Origin of the sequence: Sporichthya brevicatena (assembly GCF_039525035.1) — a bacterium.
GTDB lineage: Bacteria > Actinomycetota > Actinomycetes > Sporichthyales > Sporichthyaceae > Sporichthya > Sporichthya brevicatena.
The window spans coordinates 32,432-51,828 of the sequence record NZ_BAAAHE010000004.1; the positions used below are offsets into that span (position 1 = coordinate 32,432).

Sequence of the window (19,397 nt, forward strand, 5' to 3'; positions counted from 1 at the left end):
TTGCGACCACATCTTCGGACGTCCCGAGCGCTCTTACTTGTTCGTCTTCTTGTTGCTCAGACCGAAGATCTTGAACAGCGGGTCGTACTTGCGGTCGACCACGCGCTCCTTGAGCGGGATGATCCCGTTGTCGGTGATCTTGATGTGCTCGGGGCAGACCTCGGTGCAGCACTTGGTGATGTTGCACATGCCCAGGCCGTGCTTCTCCTGCGCGAGCTTCTGCCGGTCGTTCGTGTCCAGCGGGTGCATGTCCAGCTCGGACAGGCGGATGAAGAAGCGCGGGCCCGCGAAGGCCGGCTTGTTCTCCTCGTGGTCACGGATGACGTGGCAGACGTTCTGGCACATGAAGCATTCGATGCACTTGCGGAACTCCTGGCCCCGCTCGACGTCGACCTGCGCCATCCGGTACGTGCCGTCGGCCTCGCGCGGCTTCGGCGCGAACGCCGGGATCTGCTTGGCCTTCTCGTAGTTGAACGAGACGTCGGTGACGAGGTCCTTGATCACCGGGAAGGTCCGCATCGGCGTGACCACGACCTCCTCGCCCGGGGGCAGGGAGGACATGCGGGTCATGCACATCAGGCGCGGACGGCCGTTGATCTCCGCGGAGCAGGAGCCGCACTTGCCGGCCTTGCAGTTCCAGCGGACCGACATGTCGTTGGCCTGCTCCGCCTGGATGCGGAAGATGATGTCGAGAACGACCTCACCCTCGTTGACCTCGACGGTGTAGTCCTTGAGCTCGCCGCCCTCGGAGTTGCCGCGCCAGACCTTGAACTTGGCCTGGTAGCTCTTCGACTTGTCGACCCCCGGCTGGAAGGCCTTGGGGTTGTTTGCCGACTCGGTGATCGTCACTTCGGCTCCTCGAAGAGCTCCTTGAGGTCATCGGGCATGACCGGGAGCGGCTTGTGCACCAGCGCAACCACACCGTCCTTCTCGGACAGGATGATGTTCTTGGTGCCCCACTCCGGGTCCGTCTTCGGGTAGTCGTTGCGGGTGTGCCCGCCGCGGCTCTCCTTGCGCTCGAGAGCGGCCTTGGCGACCATCTCCGAGCACAGCAGCATGTTCCGCAGGTCGATGGCGAGGTGCCAGCCCGGGTTGAACTGGCGGTTGCCCTCGACCGACAGGTTCTTCGCGCGTGCCTTCAGTTCCTGCAGCTTCTCGAGAGCCGCCGACATCTCGTCCGCGTCGCGGATGATGCCGACGAGCGTGTTCATCGTGTTCTGCAGTTCCTGGTGCAGGGCGTAGGGGTTCTCCCCGCCCTCGCGCTCGAACGGCGCCACCGCTTCCTTGGCCGCGACGTCGAGCTGGTCGTCGGCGATGCGCGCGGTGTGGCTCTTGGCGTACTCGGCGGCGGCGTCACCCGCGCGCTTGCCGAACACGATGAGGTCGGACAGCGAGTTGCCGCCGAGCCGGTTCGAGCCGTGCATGCCACCGGCGACCTCACCGGCCGCGTACAGGCCGGGCACGGTCGCGGCCGCGGTGTCGGGCTCCACCTCGACGCCACCCATGATGTAGTGGCAGGTCGGGCCGACCTCCATGGGCTCCTTGGTGATGTCGACGTCCGCCAGCTCCTTGAACTGGTGGTACATCGACGGGAGCCGCTTGCGGATGTACTCGGGCGAGCGCCGCGACGCGATGTCGAGGTAGGCGCCACCGGCGGGGGATCCGCGGCCGGCCTTCACCTCGGCGTTGATCGCACGCGCGACCTCGTCGCGGGGGAGGAGCTCCGGAGGACGACGGTTGTTCTTCTTGTCCTCGTACCAGCGGTCCGCCTCGGCCTCGTTGTCGGCGGTGTCCGCCTTGAAGAAGTCCGGGATGTAGTCGAACATGAACCGCTTGCCGTCCTTGTTCTTCAGGATCCCGCCGTCACCGCGCACGGACTCGGTGACGAGGATGCCGCGAACCGACGGCGGCCAGACCATCCCGGTCGGGTGGAACTGGATGAACTCCATGTTGAGCAGCGTGGCGCCGGCGCGGGCCGCGAGTGCGTGGCCGTCGCCCGAGTACTCCCAGGAGTTCGAGGTGACCTTGAAGCTCTTGCCGATGCCGCCGGTGGCGAGCACGACCGACGGGGCCTCGAAGGCGATGAAGCGGCCGGTCTCGCGCCAGTAGCCGAACGCGCCGGCGATGTTGCCGCGACGGGCGCCGTGCGCCTCCTCGCCGGTGCCGTCGGTCAGGAGGCGGGTGATCGTGCACTCCATGTAGACATCGATGCCGAGGGCGACGACGCGCTGCTGGAGCGTGCGGATCATCTCCAAACCGGTGCGGTCACCGACGTGGGCGAGGCGGGCGTAGCGGTGGCCACCGAAGTCGCGCTGGCTGATCAGACCGTCCTTGGTGCGGTCGAACAGCGCGCCCCACTCCTCGAGCTCCCACACGCGGGCGGGGGCCTCCTGAGCGTGGAGCTGAGCCATGCGCCAGTTGTTCAGCATCTTGCCGCCGCGCATGGTGTCCCGGAAGTGGACCTTCCAGTTGTCGTCCTGCCAGACGTTGCCCATGGCCGCGGCGATGCCACCCTCGGCCATGACGGTGTGGGCCTTGCCCAGCAGCGACTTGCAGACGACCGCGGTGCGCGCACCGGACTCGTGCGCGGCGATGGCCGCGCGGAGGCCGGCACCGCCGGCCCCGATCACGAGAACGTCGTAGGAGTGCCGTTCGAGTTCAGTCATCGATGGCTCCTCAGCCGATGCGCGGGTCGGTGAACGCGCCGCTGGCGGTCAGCAGGACGTAGAGGTCGGTCAGGCCCACGACCACCAGGGACACCATCGCCAGCTGCATGTGCTTGCCGTTGAGCTTGGAGACCTGGACCCAACCCCAGTACCGGATCGGGTGCTTGGAGAAGTGGTTGAGGCGGCCGCCCATGATGTGCCGGCACGAGTGGCAGGACAGCGAGTACGCCAGCAGGAGCAGGGCGTTGAACAGCAGGATCGCGCTGCCGAGGCTGACGCCCCAGTCACCGTCGTGGTGGACCGAGTCGTAGGCGTCGTAGGCCAGCAGGATCGGGTACGGCAGCGTGAGCCAGAAGAACCAGCGGTGCGCGTTCTGGAAGATCAGCGGGAAGCGCGTCTCGCCCGAGTACTTCTTGTGCGGCTCCGCGACGGCGCACGCCGGCGGGGAGAACCAGAACGACCGGTAGTAGGCCTTCCGGTAGTAGTAGCACGTCATCCGGAAGCCGAGCGGCAGGATCAGGATGAGCAGTGCGGGGGAGAGCGCCCACCAGTCGCCGACCGGGGTGCCCAGGTGGGTCGAGCCCTCGACGCACGCGTCAGCGAGGCAGGGGGAGTAGAACGGCGACAACAAGGACGTGTCCTCGTTGTAGTAGTTCGTGTCCCAGAACGCCCGGACGGACGAGTAGACGACGAAGGTGAACAGCAGGCCGAAGATCAGTGCCGGTTCCAGCCACCAGCGGTCCCGGCGCAAAGTCCGGGCGTCGATCTTCGCCCGGCCGGGGGAGAAGACTCCGGTGCCAGCCATGGGCGGTACTCCTGATGCAGGGTTCGCGAGGGGGTCCAGGACCCGGCGGGGGACCAGGCCGCTCGGCATCATCGCGCACTGACCTGCTGCGTCTCGACCTGGGTCGACGTGAGCAAGTCGGTCTTGTCCACCGCGATGACCTGCACAGATCGGTTCTTGACCCCGCGCAAAGTCCGGATCGCAGGTTAGGTTTACCTCATAAGTGCAGGTCGTGCGCTTGTGAACGCGATCGCTCCGGTCTGACGCGGCGTCAGCGCCGCCGGGAACCTCGATCGGCCGCGACGCGTTGTGGAAGTTCTCACATCTGCGCTACCGGCCGGTCACGTGCCGGTCATGTCCCGATCACCGGGCCGCGGTAGCGCCGCGAGGTAGGCCGCCCGGACGGCGAGCACCTGGCGCAGGTCGGCGAGGACGTCGTCGAAGAACTCCCGGCGGTAGGTCTCGTCGGTGACGGCCGAGATCGCGAAGGACAGCCCGGCGAGACCGCCGAGGAACACCGCCACCTTCACGAGTTCGCCGGACAGGACGAGGTCGCGCTCGCCGATGTCGAGCGAGGCCCACCGGTCCAGGCCCGCGCCGGTCCAGAGCTCCGCGGTCGCGGGCGTGATCGCGAGCATCCCGAAGCCGGCGAAGAACGCCCCGACGGTGACCGCGACGATCAGCACCTGCAGGCCCTGGGCGAAGAGCAGGACGAGTCCGAGGTTCGCCCACTGCCGGCGCCGCAGCGGGGGCGGCGCGGGGCAGTCGGGTGCGCCGGGCCCGGTGAAGCCGAGCCGCTCGGCCGGGGTCCCGGCCAGCCGGCGCGCCAGGTCGTCCGGGCCGTCCCAGGTCTCGAGGCCGTGGATCTCGCGCGGGATGCGGACGGTGAGCAGCGCGCCGCCGACGAGCACGAACAGCGCGACGACCGCGGCCAGCGACGTCGTCCCGAGCGAGGCCGACATCTGCCAGACCTCGGTGTTCACGACCAGCACCACGCCGAACACGAGGAGCAACGGGAGCGCGCGGGCGCCGAGGCTCAGCACCGACGTCAGCTCGCGGGCGAGGTGAATCGCCGCCCACCGGGTCAGCGGCACCGCGCCGAAGTTGATCGCGAGGTAGACCAGCGCCACCGCGATCGGGGCGGTCAGGCACGCGGCCGCGATGCCCCACCACGTCCAGTCGCGGACGGTGGCGCCGTAGACGGTGGCGGCGATCAGGACGAAGGCGATCGGCGCGGAGCGCGTGACCACCGAGCGGACGGGGCGGTAGCCGGCGATGAGCTGCGGCAGACCGCGGTCGGCGAGCCAGGTCTCGACCTCGCGCAGGGCCGCGGGAAGGGCATCGTCGCGCCCGGTGCCGGCCGGGCCCGGGTTCGCCATGGGGCGACATTAGGGGTGAGGATGGTCCGATGGAGCAACCCACGGGCCACGCGGAGCGCGTGGCGCGTCTGGTGGAACAGTTCCGGGCCATCCCGCCCGACGCGCCCGTCCGCCTCGCGAAGAAGACGTCCAACCTCTTCCGTCCCCGGGCCAGGACCGATGCCCCCGGGCTCGACGTCACCGGCTTCACGAACGTCCTCGCCGTCGACCCGGTGGCCCGCACCGCCTCGGTCGAGGGGATGGTCACGTACGAGCAGCTCGTCGACGCGACGCTGCCCTACGGGCTGATGCCGCTGGTCGTGCCGCAGCTCAAGACGATCACCCTCGGCGGCGCCGTGACGGGGCTCGGCATCGAGTCCAGCTCGTTCCGCAACGGCTGTCCGCACGAGTCCGTGCTGGAGATGGAGATCCTCACCGGCGACGGTCGCGTGATCGTCGCTCGTCCCGACAACGAGCACGCCGAGCTGTTCCGGGCGTTCCCCAACTCCTACGGGACCCTCGGGTACGCCCTGCGGCTGGAGATCGAGCTCGAGCCGGTCAAACCGTTCGTGGCGCTGCGTCACCTGCGCTTCCGGGACCCGGCGAAGCTGTTCGCCGAGTTGGACCGGATCTGCACCGAGCGGACGCTCGGCGGGCACCCCGTCGACTTCGTCGACGGGACCGTGTTCTCGCGCGACGAGCAGTACCTGACCGTCGGCACGTTCGTCGACGAGGCGCCGTACCTGTCCGACTACACGTGGACCGAGATCTACTACCGCTCGCTGCAGACCAAGGCTGAGGATTTCCTGACAGTTCGGGACTACCTCTGGCGGTGGGACACCGACTGGTTCTGGTGCTCGCGGGCGTTCGGGGCGCAGAAGAAATGGGTGCGGCGGATCGCCGGTCGGCGCTACCTCCGCTCGGACGTCTACTGGAAGATCGTCGCCTTCGAACGGCGCACGCACATCAACGCGCGCATCGAGCGAATGCGCGGGCGACCGCCGCGTGAGGACGTCGTCCAGGACATCGAGGTCCCGATCGGTCGCGCGGAGGAGTTCTGCGACTTCTTCCTGCGTGAGGTGCCGATCACGCCGTTCTGGATCTGCCCGCTCAAGCAGCGCGATCCGAACGCCGACTGGCCGCTGTACCGCTTCACCGACTCGCTCTACGTGAACTTCGGGTTCTGGTCGACGGTCGCCCTCGAGCCGGGACAGTCCGACGGCCACAACAACCGGCGGATCGAGCAGGTCGTCGACTCCCTCGGCGGCCGCAAGTCGCTCTACTCGACGGCCTTCTACTCCGAGGACGAGTTCTGGCGGCTCTACAACGGGCCGGCGTACGACGTGGTGAAGAAGACTTACGATCCGGACGCACGGTTGCTGGACCTGTACGCCAAGTGCGTGCGGAATCGCTGAGGAGGACGGCATGGGTCGGCCAGGTAGTCACGGGCCGGGGGTCGCGGAGGTGTTCGCCCGCGTGCTCACTCCGCGCGTCCCGGTGCGGGTGACGGCGTTCGACGGCAGTGAGGGCGGCGCGATCGACGCCGACGTCACCGTCGAGATCGCGTCGCCGACCGCGCTGAGCTACCTGCTCAGCTCCCCGGGAGAACTGGGCCTGGCCCGCGCGTACATCACCGGCCACCTCAAGGTGCACGGCGACCTGTACTCCGCCCTCTACGGCCTCGGCGCCGGGGGCGGCGGCGAGAAGCTCTCGACGCACGACCGGATCGAGATGCTGCGCGACTTCGGCATCCGGCACCTGCGTCCGGTCGAGCCGCCGCCGGAGGAGATCCGCTACAAGGGTGGCGTGCTGCGGCACACCCGCCTGCGGGACAGCCGCGCGATCTCGCACCACTACGACGTCTCCAACCGCTTCTACGAGTGGGTCCTCGGGCCCTCGATGTCCTACACCTGCGCCGCCTTCCCGAAGGCGGACTCCTCGCTCGAGGAGGCGCAGTGGAACAAGCACGACCTCGTCGCCCGCAAGCTCGGGCTGACGGAGGGCATGCGTCTGCTCGACGTCGGCTGCGGGTGGGGCGGCATGGTGCGTCACGCCGCCAAGGAGTACGGCGTCCAGGCCCTCGGCGTCACGCTGTCGAAGCAACAGGCCGAGTGGGCGCAGAACCGGATCAAGGAGGAGGGCCTCGAGCACCTCTGCGAGGTCCGGCACATGGACTACCGCGACGTCCCCGAGGACGGCTTCGACGCGGTGTCCTCCATCGGCCTGACCGAGCACATCGGCGCCAAGCAGCTGCCGGCGTACTTCTCGTTCCTGCGCGGGAAGCTCCGGCCGTACGGACGGATGCTCAACCACTGCATCACCCGCCCCTCGACCGCGCAGCCCGCGAAGGCCGGCAAGTTCATCGACCGCTACGTCTTCCCGGACGGCGAGCTCGAGGGCGTCGGCGACATCGTCTCCGCGATGCAGAACAACGGGCTCGAGGTCCGGCACGAGGAGAACCTCCGCGAGCACTACGCCATGACCCTCAAGGGCTGGTGCGACAACCTCGTCGCCAACTGGGACGACGCCGTCGCCGAGGTCGGCGCGAACCGCGCCCGCGTCTGGCTGCTCTACATGGCGGCCTGCCGCGTCGCGTTCGACTGCCGGTTCATCGAGCTCCACCAGGTGCTCGGCGTCCGCTGCGACGACGTCGGCACCGCGCGCATGCCGCTGCGGCCGGACTGGACGAACTGATGTGCCGTCCGGTGAAGTGCCGCCAGTGCGCCAAGATCACCTGGGCCGGCTGCGGCGCCCACGTCGACCAGGTCCGCGCCACCGTTCCCGCCGACAACTGGTGCGACGGTCACCCCAAGGAGCCGGGCACGGGGTTCTTCGCCCGTCTGTTCCGCCGCGGCTGACCCTGCACTAAAGATGTCATCTCCAGTGCACGGTGACCCTGCACTGGAGATGACATCTCCAGTGCGCGACGGGTAAGGGCTCTGCATGGACGAGCGCACGATGCGCGACCGGATGCTGGCCGGGGAGCCGTACATCGCCGACGAGACGGTCGCGGCCGACAACCGGCGGGCGATGACCCTCGCCGAGGCGTACAACCGCACGTCGGTCGCGCAGCCGAAGCGGCGGCGGGAGATCCTGACCGGGCTGTTCGCCGCGATCGGTGAGGGCACCGAGATCCGGCCGCCGCTGTTCGTCGACTACGGCTACCGGACGACGGTCGGCGCGCGGACGTTCGCCAACTTCGGGCTGGTGATCCTCGACGTCGCGCCGGTGGTCATCGGGGACGACGTCCAGATCGGCCCGAACGTCCAGCTGCTCACCGCCACCCATCCGCTCGAACCGGGTCCGCGCCGGGAGAAGTGGGAGTCCGCCGAGCCGATCACGATCGGCGACAACGTGTGGCTCGGCGGCGGGGTCATCGTCTGTCCTGGCGTCACGATCGGTCCCGACACCGTCGTGGGGGCCGGCTCCGTCGTGACCAAGGACCTCCCAGCCGGTGTTCTCGCCGTCGGCGTCCCGGCCCGGGTGGTGCGCGAACTTACGTGACGTCAGGTGGTCCAGACCGGGGCGAGGGCGCCGTCCGGCAGGGCCCGCGGCGGCGTCCCGTCGGGCTCGGGCTCGCCGAGGACGGTACGGACGGGGACGACGCCGGCCCAGACGTCGAGGCTCATGTCCTCGTCGTCGTCGTTCGGGCCGCCGGTGCGGATCTTCGCAGTGGCCTCGTCGATCGTGACCGCGAGGACGAGCGTCGCGGCGAGCTCGCGGGGGTTCGGGCCGCGCGCCTCGGCGGAGCGGCCGGGGGAGACCCGCTCCACCAGGGCGTCGAGGGCGGCCAGCTTCTCGTCGGTGTCGGTCACCGTGCGCGCGGTGCCGAAGACGACCGCGCAGCGGTAGTTCATCGAGTGGTGGAACGTCGAGCGGGCGAGGACGAGGCCGTCGAGGCACGTGACGGTCACGCAGATCGGAGCGTTCTCGACCCGGCGCATCCAGCTTCCGGTGGAGCCGTGGAGGTACAGCTGGTCGTCGATGCGGGCGTGCAGCGTCGGCAGAACCGACGGTCCGTCAGGTCCGGCGAACCCGACGTGGCAGATCGGGCCGCCGTCGAGGATCGCGTGGACCGCGGCCACCTCGTCGCGCACCCGGTCACGGAGCCGGTTCGGCCGGGTGCGGGCGGTGGGGTTGAAGTGTTCGGTCACGAGATCCTCCGTGTCATCGCGACGCCCGGGACGACGACGCCGTCGGGCATGACGAGGTCCTGGGGGTCCTCGTTCGTGAAACCCCAGGTCCGGTACAGCTGCAGGCCCGGCATCGTGGCCATGAGTGCGAGCTCGGTGAACCCCTCGGCCCGGGCGGCGTCCTCGCAGGCCTCGAGGATCCGCGTCCCGAGCCCGCGGCGCGTCCAGTCCCCGTGCACGAACATCGCGCGGACCCGGGCCGGCTCGGTCGCCGGGTCGAGCAGCCGCGCCTCGGTGCCGGTCGCCTGGGCGCCGTTGAAGAGCTTGTCGCGCCGGCTCCACCCGCCGCAGGCGGCGATCGAGGAGTCGGGCGCCTGCACGACGAAGTAGGTCCCGTCCTGGACCAGGGCGAGGTCGAGGACGCCGATGTACGTCAGTCCGCTGGCGGTCTGCTCGGCGTCGTAGAAGGCGGGGAAGATCGCCTCGACCGAGGCGGTGATCAGCTTCTGGAGAGCCTCGGCGTCGTCGACCGTCGCGAGCCGGAGCCGGAATCCGTCGGGGAGTTTCTGCACGGCGTCATCCTCGCCCCCGACCGGCGCCGCGGGCGACGCATTTGACGTGACCCGCATCGCCGGGCCTATATTCATCACATGATGAATTTGGCGGTTGAGCTGCGGGACCTCGCCGTGACCCGGGGAGGCCGGCGGGTGCTGACGGTCGACGGGGTCGGGGTGCCGGCCGGGTCGATCACCGGACTGCTGGGCCCGAGCGGCTGCGGCAAGACCACGCTGATGCGGACGATCGTCGGCGTGCAGCGCTTCGCGGGGAGCGTGACGGTCCTCGGGCACCCGGCCGGGGCGCCGGAACTGCGCTCGCAGGTGGGCTACGTGACGCAGGCTCCGTCGGTGTACGGCGACCTGACCGTCGTCGAGAACGTGCGCTACTTCGCGAGCATGGTCGGCGCCGGGGCGGACGCGGTCTTCGCGGCGCTGACGGCCGTCGACCTGGGGGAGCTGGCCGGGCGTCGGGTCGACCAGCTCTCCGGGGGCCAGCGGGCGCGGGTCTCCCTCGCGTCGGCGCTGGTCGGGCGGCCGGCGCTGCTGATCCTGGACGAACCGACGGTCGGGCTCGACCCGCTGCTGCGTCGGCGCCTCTGGGCGTTCTTCGGTGAGCTCGCGGCGGCCGGCACGACCCTGCTGGTCTCGAGTCACGTCATGGACGAGGCCGAGCACTGCCACCACCTGATCCTGATGCGCGACGGCGCCGTGCTCGCCGCGGACACCCGCGAGGCGCTGCTGGCCCGGACGGGCACGACCTCGGCGGAGGCCGCGTTCCTCGCGGTGCTCGGCGAGCAGGAGGTGGCGGCCTGATGAACCCTCAGATCACGCTGGCCACGGCGCGCCGGGTCCTCCTCCAGCTCGGTCGCGACCACCGGACCGTGGCGATGCTGCTGGTGCTGCCGTCCGCACTGCTCGGCCTGATGTGCTGGGTCTACAGCGACATCCCGGGTCGCTTCGACCGCGTGGGGCCGCAACTGCTCGGCATCCTGCCGTTCGTCGTCATGTTCGTGGTGACGTCGGTGGCGACGCTGCGCGAGCGCCGCGCCGGGACGCTGGAACGGCTGCTGACGACGCCGATGAACAAGCTCGACCTGCTCCTCGGTTACGGCCTGGCGTTCGGGCTCGTCGCGATCGTGCAGTCGGGCATCGCGGCGCTGCTCACCATGACGCTCTACGGCGTCGACGCCGAGACCAAGGGCGGCTGGGCGCTGTTCCTGTCGGCGGCCGTCGTCGGGGTGTTCGGCGCCGCGGCCGGTCTGTTCGCCAGCGCCTTCGCGCGTACCGAGTTCCAGGCGGTGCAGCTGCTGCCGGCCGTCGTCATCCCGCAGCTGTTCCTGTGCGGGATGTTCGTGCCGCGGTCGCAGCTCGACAGCGTGCTCAACGCGGTGTCCGACGTCCTGCCGCTGTCCTACGCCGTCGACGCGATGAATCAGTCGATGCAGCGCGGCGGTCTGACCGGACAGATCGGGCGCGACCTCGCCGTCGTCGGCGGCAGTGCGCTGCTCGCCCTCGCCGCGGGCGCCGCGACCCTGCGCCGGCAGTCGGCCTAGAGTCCTGCGGTGCCCGCAGCAGCTGAACGTCCCCGGCGCGGCCGCGGCCGGCCCGCCGGGGGAGCGGCCAACAAGGCCGAGCTGATCCTCGACGCCGCCCGGCGCGAGTTCGCCGCCTCCGGCTACGACGCCGTCAGCCTGCGCGGCATCGCGCGCGCGGCCGCCGTCGACCCCGCCCTCGTGCACCACTACTTCCCCGGGGGGAAGGAGGCGGTGTTCGTCGCCGCGATGCAGCTGCCGTTCAACCCGGCGGAGGTCCTGCCGCGCGTCTTCGCCGAGGCCGCCGACCCCGACGAGGTCGCCGAGCGGATGGTCCGGTTCATCTTCTCGATCTGGCGTGAGGCCGACTCCCGGGCGCCGTTCCTCGCTCTGCTGCGGTCGGCGACCGGCAGCGAGACCGCGGCGGAGATGATGCGTGCGTTCGTCGCCCAGGCCCTGTTCTCCCGCGTCGCCGAGCACCTGCCGCCCGCCCCCGACCTCGCGCTGCGCGTCAACCTCGCCGCGGCGCACATCATCGGCGTCGTACTGATGCGGTACGTGATCGGCGTCGAACCGCTCGCCTCTGCCGCCGAGGACGAGGTGATCGAGCGGATGCTCCCCGCGATCCGCGGCTACTTCGCCGCCTGATGTCAAGAAAGGGTGACACCCCTTACTGCGCAGTAAGGGGTGTCACCCTTTCTTTTCCACAGGCCTGAGGCGGTGTCAGACCGGCGTCGGACCGGCGTCGGACCGGCGTCGGTCCGGCGTCAGGCCGGCGTCGGACCGGCGTCAGGTGAGGACGCGGTCCAGGAACGCGTCGAGGCGACGCTGGAGCCGGCGGGCGCGCTCCTCCGGCGGGGCGGTCTCGCCCTGGGGGAGGGTGACCGGCCGGAGCTTGCGGACGTACAGCGGGCACGCCAGATCGGCACAGATGTACGTGCCGACCGTGTGGTGGTCCCGGCCGCGCTGTCCCGCTTTGCGGGCCACGAACAGGCCCACCGAGTCGGCGGGATGGGCGGTGTGACAGATGTCGCACAGCGCGCTCCCGTGCCCCGGACGGGACTCCGTCGTCGCGCGCAACTCGACACCCAGCGGTCGGTCGTTGCGGACCGTGACGAGGTACGCCCGCGCCGGCGCCTTGGGGTCGCGCCAGCCGAGGAACTCGCGAACTTCCCAGTCCACGTCGGCCAAACCGCGGATCGGCGTCATCGACTTGACCTCGCCGCGGGTGCAGTTGACGAAGGATTCGGCGATCTCGGTCGCCGTGAGCGGGCGCATAACGGCACTCCTGGACGGTGGTGGACCGAGCAACGGTACGAGGCGATCCGTCGTCACTGCACGTGATTAAGCCGCTCGCGTGGTCGGGAACACCCCCGTGGGTACAGGAGAATGGGATCAATCCCGGTTTCTTTCGTCAGGAGTTTCGCGTGTCCGTCCGCTCCGATCTGCGCAACGTGGCGATCGTCGCCCACGTCGACCACGGCAAGACCACGTTGGTCGACAAGATGCTGTGGCAGGCCGGCGCCTTCCGCGAGGGTCAGGACGTCAACAACCGCGTCATGGACTCGATGGACCTGGAGCGGGAGAAGGGCATCACGATCCTGGCCAAGAACACGGCCGTGAAGTGGGTCGCGGACGACGGCACCCCGCTGACGATCAACATCATCGACACCCCCGGCCACGCCGACTTCGGCGGTGAGGTCGAGCGCGGGCTCGAGATGATCGACGGTGTCGTTCTCCTCGTCGACGCCTCCGAGGGCGCGTTGCCCGGCACGCGTTTCGTGCTGCGCAAGGCCCTGGAGAAGAAGCTCCCGGTCGTGCTCTGCATCAACAAGGTGGACCGCCCCGACGCCCGCATCGCCGAGGTCGTCGACGAGGTCTACGAGCTCTTCCTCGACCTCGACGCCGACGAGCACCAGATCGAGTTCCCCATCGTCTACGCCTCGGCCAAGGCCGGACTGGCGTCGCTGACGCGTCCCGCCGACGGCTCCATGCCGGACTCGACGGACCTGCGCCCGCTGATGAACACGATCATGGAGGCGATCCCGGCCCCGACCTACACCGAGGGCGCGCCGTTGCAGGCGCACGTGACGAACCTCGACGCGTCGCCGTACCTCGGCCGCCTCGCGCTCTGCCGGGTGCACGAGGGCACGATTCGCAAGGGCCAGCAGGTCGCCTGGTGCCGGACGGACGGCTCGGTCCAGCGCGTGAAGATCACCGAGTTGTTCCTCACCGACGCGCTCGAGCGCGTGCCGGCCGACAGCGCGTCGGCGGGCGACATCATCGCCATCGCCGGCATCGAGGACATCACGATCGGCGAGACGCTCGCCGACCCGGAGAACCCCATCCCGCTGCCGCTCATCACCGTCGACGAGCCGTCGATCTCGATGACGATCGGTATCAACACCTCGCCGCTCGCCGGCCGCTCCGGCGGCACGAAACTGACGGCCCGTCTGGTGAAGAACCGCCTCGACGCCGAGCTGATCGGCAACGTGTCGATCCGGGTCCTGCCGACCGAGCGTCCCGACACCTGGGAGGTGCAGGGCCGCGGCGAGCTCCAGCTCGCGGTGCTGGTCGAGATGATGCGTCGCGAGGGCTACGAGCTGACCGTCGGCAAGCCGCGCGTCGTGACCCGCGAGATCGACGGCAAGCTCTGCGAGCCGATGGAGCACATGACGATCGACGTGCCGGAGGAGTACGTCGGCGTCGTGACGCAGCTGCTCGGCCTGCGTAAGGGCCGTATGGAGCAGATGGTCAACCACGGCACCGGCTGGGTCCGCATGGAGTACCGCGTCCCGGCCCGCGGCCTGATCGGCTTCCGCACCGAGTTCCTCACCGAGACCCGCGGCACCGGCCTGCTGCACCACGTCTTCGACCGCTACGAGCCCTGGCACGGCGAGCTGCGGACCCGGCCCTCCGGCTCGCTCGTCGCGGACCGCACCGGCGTCGCGACCTCGTTCGCGATGTTCAACCTGCAGGAGCGCGGGACGATGTTCGTCACCCCGGGCACCGATGTCTACGAGGGGATGATCGTCGGCGAGAACGCCCGCGCCGACGACATGGACGTCAACATCTGCAAGGAGAAGAAGCTCACCAACATGCGCTCCTCGACCGGTGACGAGTTGGAGCGCCTGGTGCCGCCGCGCATCCTGTCGCTCGAGCAGGCGCTGGAGTTCTGCCGCGAGGACGAGTGCATCGAGGTCACCCCGAACGCGGTGCGCCTGCGCAAGGTCGAGCTCGACGGCAAGATCCGCGAGCGCACCCGCGGCCGCGCGGCGAAGTCCGCCCTCGCCCAGTCCTGACGCGTAACGTCAGCGGGATCGAGCGCCATGACGCGCGATCCCGCTGACGTAACGGGGGTGGAACGGCGATGAGCCTGACGCTCGTCCTGATCGCGCACATCCCGGCCGAGGGAGTGGCGGCGTTCGACGCCTACGAGGCTGCGGTGCTCCCGCTGCTGACCCGGCACTCCGGGGAGCTGCAGCGGCGCCTGCGCACCGCGGACGGGACCGTCGAGGTCCACGTCGTCCACTTCGCCTCGGCGGACGCGTTCGCCGGCTTCCGGGCCGACCCGGACCGCGCCGCCGCCCAGCACCTCCTCGAGGCCTCCGGCGCCGTGACCGAGGTCCACCCGGTCGCCGACGTCTGACATCAGGAGAGCGAGACCGTCAGGGCGGGGTTGCCCGCCAGGGTCTGGTAGACGACGCAGTAGCGCTCGGTCAGCTTCAGCAGCGTCGCGAGCTGGTCGGCGTCGGCGTCGGTGTCGACGTCGATCGACAGCCGGATCGCGGTGAACCCCACCGGGGCGTCCTTCGCGACCCCGAGTGTCCCGCGAAAGTCGAGGTCGCCCTCGGCACGCAGGATGCCGCCCCGGATCGGAATCTCCAGGGACGTCGCGACCGCGCGCAGCGTCACGCCGGCGCAGGCGACCAGGGCCTGGAGCAGCATGTCGCCGGAGCAGGCTTGCAACCCGTCGCCGCCGGTCGCGGGGTGCAGCCCGGCCTCGACGAGGGCCTTCCCGGTCTGCACCGAGCAGGCGATGCCGTCGTCCAGCGTCCCGTCGGCGGACAGCGTGATCTGTGCTGCCGTCGGCTCGGTCCGGTACCGGTCCTTCAGCGGAGCCTGGATCTCCTGGAGAGCGGTCTTGTCCATCTCCGCACCTTAGGTCGTGAGGCCCAGGGCGCCGCGCAGGAAGTCGAGCTGGAACAGCAGCAGGTTCTCGGCGACGACCTCCTGCGGGGTCATGTGGGTGACCCCGGAGAGCGGGAGCACCTGGTGCGGCCGGCCGGCGGCGAGCAGGGCCGAGGAGAGCTGCAGGGTGTGGGCCGCGACGACGTTGTCGTCGGCGAGGCCGTGGACGATCAGCAGCGGCCGGTGGGGTCCCGCGGCGACGGCCTTCTCCACCGCGGGGGTCAGCGCCCCGGCGGTGACGAGCGAGGTGCGCGCGTAGTTCTCCGGGTTCCCGGCGGGGGTGCCGAGGTACCGCTCGGTGTAGTGGGTGTCGTAGAGCGCCCAGTCGGTGACGGGAGCCCCGGCGATGCCCGCGCCGAAGACGTCGGGCCGCAGCAGGACGGCGAGGGCGGCGAGGTAGCCGCCGAAGGACCAACCGCGGATCGCGACGCGGGTGGTGTCGAGGTCCGGGCACTGCTCGGCGGCGGCGTGCAGCGCCTCGATCTGGTCCTCGAGCACGGGAGCGGCGACGTCGCCCGCGATCGCGCGCTCCCAGGAGGTGCCGCGGCCGGGTGTCCCGCGGCCGTCGGCGACGACGACCGCGAAGCCCTGGTCCGCCCACCACTGCGACTCGTTGAACGCATTGCGCGCCGCGGTGACGCGCTGGGCGTGCGGGCCGCCGTAGGGGTCCATCAGTACCGGCAGCCGGGTCCCCGGCTGATGCCCCGTCGGCAGGAGCAGTGCGGTGCGGATCGCCCGCGGTCCGGCGTGCAGCAGTCGCGGGGCGGGGGTGACCGGCGGCGTCAGCGCCGAGGACGCGATCTCGCCGACGAGGTGGCCGTCGCGCAACACGAGCGTCCGGCGGCCGGCCCAGTCCAGCGACGCGCAGGCCAGCACGAGCACGGACCCGCCCGCGGCCGCGACGTGCACGCCGGCCGTGCGCGAGAGGCGGACGGGCCCGTCGGGGGAGGCCTTGTAGATGTGGATCTCGGTCGGCTCGTCGGCCGAGGCGGCGAACAGCGCGTCGCCGTTCAGGCTGCCGAGCACCGACCGCACCTGCAGGTCGCCGGAGACCATGCGGGCGCCGACGAACAGGCGACGGGTGTCCCCGGAGTCGGCGGCCCGGATCAGCTCACCGTCGCCCGACCAGGCCGGGACGCCGTCGATCAGGTCGATCCACACCGGATCGGTCTCGGTGTGCAGGCCGATGGTCGCCCCGGTGCTGGGGTCGACCTCCAGGATCTGCGTCCGGCGCTGGTCGCGGGTCTGCACCAGCAGCAGCGGGTTCCCGTTGCCCGACCAGTGCACGACCGGCAGGTACTCGTACTGCTCGGCGTCCCAGCGGACCTCGACCGCGCTGCCGTCGAGGCGGAGCAGGTGCAGGCTCACGCGGGCGTTGGGCGTGCCGGCGGCCGGGTAGGCGATCTCGTGCGGGGCGCGGCCGGGGTGCGCCGGGTCGGCGATGTGCCAACGCTGGACCGGCGCGTTGTCGGTGCGCGCGACGAGCAGGGCGTCGCCCTCGGGGGACCACCAGTACCCGCGGAACCGGCCCATCTCCTCGGCCGCGACGAACTCGGCGAGACCCCACGAGACGTCGTCCCCCGGGTCCTGACCCGGCACCGCGCGGTCGTTCGTGCCGTCGACATCGATCACACGCACCGCACCGCCGGAGACGTAAGCGATCTGACGGCCCGTCGGGTCGGGGCGGGGGTCGAAGACCGGCTCCGTGGCGGCGAGAGCCCGGACCTCGCCGGTCCCGAGGTCGGCGACGTAGAGCCCGCCGGAGAGCACGAAGGCCGCGACCGACACCGTCCCGTCGGTGGCGAACCCGACCACGCCGCCGGCGCCCTCCCGGGCCCGCTCGCGCCGGGCGCGCTCGGCGTCGGAGAGTTCCTCGTCGCCGGAGAACAGGTTGCGCGGGTCCGCGACGACTCGTTCGGTGAGTCCGTCGGCCCGGACGTCCGCGACCCAGAGCAGCGTGGTCCGGTCGGTCCCGGAGGCCGAGCGCAGGAACACGATCCGGCTGCCGTCCGGCGCCACCGCGAAGTTGCGCGGCATGCCGAGCGTGAAGCGCTGGGTACGGGCGGACAGGCGCGGGAAGGACTCGGTGCTCATGGGCGCATCCAACCAGGACGCCCGGGGTCGGGGACCGACACGTCAGAGCGGGAGCGCGGTCTCCGGGCAGCTCGTCGGGGGCGGTTCGGGCAGGTAGAACGGCAGGTCGATCGGGAAGCCGTTCTGGATGTTCCAGGTGATCGAGAGGTACTCGGCCGCGCCGGAGCTGCGGATCAGCAGGGGGCCCTCGGCGCGGAAACCCTTGCCCACCGGGTAGGCGCTGCCGTCGTTGCACCCGTGGGAGACGTCGAGCTGCCCGGCGACCGGGACCACCAGCGTCGGCCAGTACGGGGAGTGCCAACCGCTGGAGAACCCCGCCGGGACCTGGTGGCGGTACACGACGATCTGCGTGTGGTCGGTGAGGTCGATGCCGGCCGAGGAATCCATGACCGCGGACGCCAACTCGGTCGTCTCGCCCTCCACGCCGGTCGGGCAGCCGTTGGCCGCGGTGATCGGGTCGCCGATCCCGCCCGGGTTCGGCTCCTCGCCGGCGAGGATGTCGCCGGCCTGCGGGGACGTCGGTTCGCGGTGCAGCTGGCCGTCGCTCTGCGGGACACCGATCGCCTCGGACTGCACGGTGTAGAACTCGATCGTCACCGACGACGGGTTGTGGGTGACGCCGCGCAGCGTCCCGGCGTCCTTGGACCGCGCGACGTAGTACGCCGGGTACGGCCGCCAGTTCTGGACGGAGTTGCAGTTCGGGTAGTTCTGCAGGAGCCCGTCCTCGTTGCCGTGCATCGCGACGACGGTCGAGGGCCCCTTCCAGGTGACGATCTCGCCGGGGTCCAGGACGTGCCGCTGGACCGTGATCCGCCTGCCGGCCTCGACCGGGTAGGTGAAGTCGCCGAACGCGACGCCGCCGATGACCACGTTGACGCCGCCGATCGGCGCTGCCTCCTCCGCCGCCGCGGGCGCGGTCACCGACAGGGCCAGGGCACCCGCGAGGAGCGGGGCGAGGACGGATCGGCGCATGCAACAACTCCCGAAGCTGAGGATTCCTTCGACGGTACGTTCCGTCCCGAACCGGGACAAGACGCGCCTACCGGAGCACCGCGTCGGGACAGTCGGTCGGCGGCAGTTCCGGCACGTAGAGCGGCCGGTCGACCGGGAATCCGTTCTGGATGTTCCAGGCGACCGTCACGTACTCCGCGGCCTCCGCGGCGCGGACCAGCACGTGCGGGTCGAGGGCGAACGCCTCCCCGGGCCGGCGGACCGTGTCGTCCGTGCACTCGTGCTGAGTCGTGATCTCGCCGGCGACGGGGATCGCGAACGTGACGTCGTAGGGGGAGAAGAACCCGCTGTTGTACCCGGCGGGGACGCGGTGGCGATAGATCGCGATCTGGTTGTGGTCGACGAGGTCCAGGCGCGGCGGGGCGCCGGTGAACACGCCCTCGGCGAGGGTCTCGGTGTCGGCCAGCGCGCCGTCCGGGCAGCCGTAGGCCGGGACGACCGGGTCGACGGGCGCGCCGTCGTTGTTCTCGCCGACGTCGCCGATCTCCGGGATCTCGTCGCCCGAGTGCCGGTGGATCTGGTTCTCGTTCTGTACGGCGCCGACCACCTCGGAGGTGATCGTGAACAGCACGACCGGGACCTTGCCCTGATTCACCGTCACGCCCGAGACCGTGCCGAGCTGCTTCGAGCGCACGTTGTAGTAGGCGGGGAAGGCGCGCCAGAGCTGCGTGCTCCGGCACGACGGGAAGTGCTGCAACGGGCCGCTCTGGTTGATCGCGACCGTCGTGCCCTCGCCCTCCCAGCGGACGATCTCGCCCGGGTCGAGGACGTGCCGCTCGATCGTCACCTTCTTGCCGCTCGCCAGCGGGTAGGTGAAGCCGCCGAACGCGAGCCCGCTGGTCACGAGCGTGGTCTCGGCGCCCAGCGGCGAGCCGGCGGGCGCGGCGGCGGCCGGCGCCGCGAGCGGCAGCGACAGGGCGCCCGCGAGGACCCCCGCAGACAGGGAACGGACGGCGAACCGGGACATGGGACGACTCCGAAACTGAGGATTACCTAAACGGTACGTTCCCCCCGATACCCGAGCAATACGTGCACGCTCCCGGTCCACCGTCCGGAGGGGGCCGGGCGGCC

General features: G+C 70.5%; 20 protein-coding genes. 9 read left to right on the forward strand and 11 right to left on the reverse strand.

Going from position 1 to position 19,397, the window contains the following annotated elements; translation table 11 throughout:
- Nucleotides 1-33: 33 nt before the first annotated feature.
- From ABD401_RS01480 to ABD401_RS01495, 4 genes are all read right to left on the reverse strand, one after another.
- A complete protein-coding gene (locus ABD401_RS01480; protein ID WP_344601125.1) occupies nucleotides 34-843 on the reverse strand; it encodes a succinate dehydrogenase/fumarate reductase iron-sulfur subunit in 810 nt (269 codons plus the stop codon).
- Nucleotides 844-845: 2 nt separating this feature from the next.
- Nucleotides 846-2,666, reverse strand: coding sequence for a fumarate reductase/succinate dehydrogenase flavoprotein subunit (locus ABD401_RS01485; protein WP_344600826.1), 1,821 nt, complete (start codon nucleotides 2,664-2,666; stop codon nucleotides 846-848).
- A 10-nt stretch (nucleotides 2,667-2,676) separates the two neighbouring features.
- Entirely contained in the window at nucleotides 2,677-3,471 is a 795-nt protein-coding gene (locus ABD401_RS01490; RefSeq protein WP_344600828.1) for a hypothetical protein, read from the reverse strand.
- 320 nt (nucleotides 3,472-3,791) lie between these two features.
- Nucleotides 3,792-4,829: a hypothetical protein gene (locus ABD401_RS01495; protein WP_344600830.1), complete on the reverse strand. Its 1,038-nt coding sequence runs from the start codon at nucleotides 4,827-4,829 to the stop codon at nucleotides 3,792-3,794.
- A gap of 29 nt (nucleotides 4,830-4,858) precedes the next feature.
- Between ABD401_RS01495 and ABD401_RS01500 the strand changes: the two genes are divergently transcribed.
- The 4 genes from ABD401_RS01500 to ABD401_RS01515 all read left to right on the forward strand — a co-directional run bounded on the left by ABD401_RS01500 (nucleotide 4,859) and on the right by ABD401_RS01515 (nucleotide 8,312).
- Nucleotides 4,859-6,223 carry an FAD-binding oxidoreductase gene (locus ABD401_RS01500; RefSeq protein ID WP_344600831.1) on the forward strand — a complete coding sequence of 455 codons (1,365 nt, stop codon included), beginning with the start codon at nucleotides 4,859-4,861 and terminating at the stop codon, nucleotides 6,221-6,223.
- A gap of 10 nt (nucleotides 6,224-6,233) precedes the next feature.
- Nucleotides 6,234-7,502, forward strand: a complete 1,269-nt coding sequence (locus ABD401_RS01505; protein WP_344600833.1) for a class I SAM-dependent methyltransferase — start codon at nucleotides 6,234-6,236, stop codon at nucleotides 7,500-7,502.
- The gene (locus ABD401_RS01510; RefSeq protein WP_344600835.1) at nucleotides 7,502-7,666 is read left to right on the forward strand and encodes a hypothetical protein; all 165 of its coding nucleotides are present in this window, start codon (nucleotides 7,502-7,504) and stop codon (nucleotides 7,664-7,666) included. The genes ABD401_RS01505 and ABD401_RS01510 overlap by 1 nt, the downstream gene beginning before the upstream one ends.
- Nucleotides 7,667-7,751: 85 nt before the next feature.
- On the forward strand, nucleotides 7,752-8,312 hold the full coding sequence (locus tag ABD401_RS01515) for a sugar O-acetyltransferase (protein WP_344600837.1): 561 nt from the start codon (nucleotides 7,752-7,754) through the stop codon (nucleotides 8,310-8,312).
- A 2-nt stretch (nucleotides 8,313-8,314) separates the two neighbouring features.
- Here the strand turns inward: ABD401_RS01515 and ABD401_RS01520 are convergent, their stop codons facing one another.
- Together ABD401_RS01520 and ABD401_RS01525 are read right to left on the reverse strand one after the other, a co-directional pair.
- Nucleotides 8,315-8,962 carry a pyridoxamine 5'-phosphate oxidase family protein gene (locus ABD401_RS01520; protein WP_344600839.1) on the reverse strand — a complete coding sequence of 216 codons (648 nt, stop codon included), beginning with the start codon at nucleotides 8,960-8,962 and terminating at the stop codon, nucleotides 8,315-8,317.
- Nucleotides 8,959-9,513: a GNAT family N-acetyltransferase gene (locus ABD401_RS01525; RefSeq protein ID WP_344600841.1), complete on the reverse strand. Its 555-nt coding sequence runs from the start codon at nucleotides 9,511-9,513 to the stop codon at nucleotides 8,959-8,961. The genes ABD401_RS01520 and ABD401_RS01525 overlap by 4 nt, the downstream gene beginning before the upstream one ends.
- 81 nt (nucleotides 9,514-9,594) lie before the next feature.
- Between ABD401_RS01525 and ABD401_RS01530 the strand changes: the two genes are divergently transcribed.
- Genes ABD401_RS01530 through ABD401_RS01540 form a run of 3 tightly spaced genes read left to right on the forward strand, consistent with a single transcriptional unit; the run spans nucleotide 9,595 to nucleotide 11,678 of the window.
- A complete protein-coding gene (locus ABD401_RS01530; RefSeq protein ID WP_344601127.1) occupies nucleotides 9,595-10,311 on the forward strand; it encodes an ABC transporter ATP-binding protein in 717 nt (238 codons plus the stop codon).
- The gene (locus tag ABD401_RS01535) at nucleotides 10,311-11,051 is read left to right on the forward strand and encodes an ABC transporter permease (protein WP_344600843.1); all 741 of its coding nucleotides are present in this window, start codon (nucleotides 10,311-10,313) and stop codon (nucleotides 11,049-11,051) included. Before ABD401_RS01530 ends, ABD401_RS01535 begins: the two co-directional genes overlap by 1 nt.
- A 9-nt stretch (nucleotides 11,052-11,060) precedes the next feature.
- Nucleotides 11,061-11,678: a TetR/AcrR family transcriptional regulator gene (locus ABD401_RS01540; RefSeq protein ID WP_344600845.1), complete on the forward strand. Its 618-nt coding sequence runs from the start codon at nucleotides 11,061-11,063 to the stop codon at nucleotides 11,676-11,678.
- A 141-nt stretch (nucleotides 11,679-11,819) separates the two neighbouring features.
- On the opposite strand, the gene ABD401_RS01545 is transcribed toward ABD401_RS01540, so the two are convergent.
- Entirely contained in the window at nucleotides 11,820-12,308 is a 489-nt protein-coding gene (locus ABD401_RS01545) for an FBP domain-containing protein (protein ID WP_344600847.1), read from the reverse strand.
- 149 nt (nucleotides 12,309-12,457) lie between these two features.
- Between ABD401_RS01545 and typA the strand changes: the two genes are divergently transcribed.
- On the forward strand, nucleotides 12,458-14,332 hold the full coding sequence (gene typA / locus ABD401_RS01550; protein ID WP_344600849.1) for a translational GTPase TypA: 1,875 nt from the start codon (nucleotides 12,458-12,460) through the stop codon (nucleotides 14,330-14,332).
- 68 nt (nucleotides 14,333-14,400) lie between these two features.
- A complete protein-coding gene (locus tag ABD401_RS01555) occupies nucleotides 14,401-14,679 on the forward strand; it encodes a hypothetical protein (RefSeq protein ID WP_344600851.1) in 279 nt (92 codons plus the stop codon).
- Nucleotides 14,680-14,681: 2 nt separating this feature from the next.
- On the opposite strand, the gene ABD401_RS01560 is transcribed toward ABD401_RS01555, so the two are convergent.
- The 4 genes from ABD401_RS01560 to ABD401_RS01575 form a co-directional block, all read right to left on the reverse strand.
- Nucleotides 14,682-15,182 (reverse strand): OsmC family protein, encoded by a 501-nt coding sequence (locus ABD401_RS01560; protein WP_344600853.1) that lies wholly within the window; start codon nucleotides 15,180-15,182, stop codon nucleotides 14,682-14,684.
- Nucleotides 15,183-15,191: 9 nt separating this feature from the next.
- Complete coding sequence (locus ABD401_RS01565; RefSeq protein ID WP_344600855.1) at nucleotides 15,192-17,315, reverse strand: S9 family peptidase; 2,124 nt, start codon at nucleotides 17,313-17,315, stop codon at nucleotides 15,192-15,194.
- A gap of 42 nt (nucleotides 17,316-17,357) precedes the next feature.
- Complete coding sequence (locus ABD401_RS01570; RefSeq protein WP_344600857.1) at nucleotides 17,358-18,287, reverse strand: hypothetical protein; 930 nt, start codon at nucleotides 18,285-18,287, stop codon at nucleotides 17,358-17,360.
- Nucleotides 18,288-18,354: 67 nt separating this feature from the next.
- Nucleotides 18,355-19,293, reverse strand: a complete 939-nt coding sequence (locus ABD401_RS01575; RefSeq protein WP_344600859.1) for a hypothetical protein — start codon at nucleotides 19,291-19,293, stop codon at nucleotides 18,355-18,357.
- Nucleotides 19,294-19,397 lie beyond the last annotated feature (104 nt).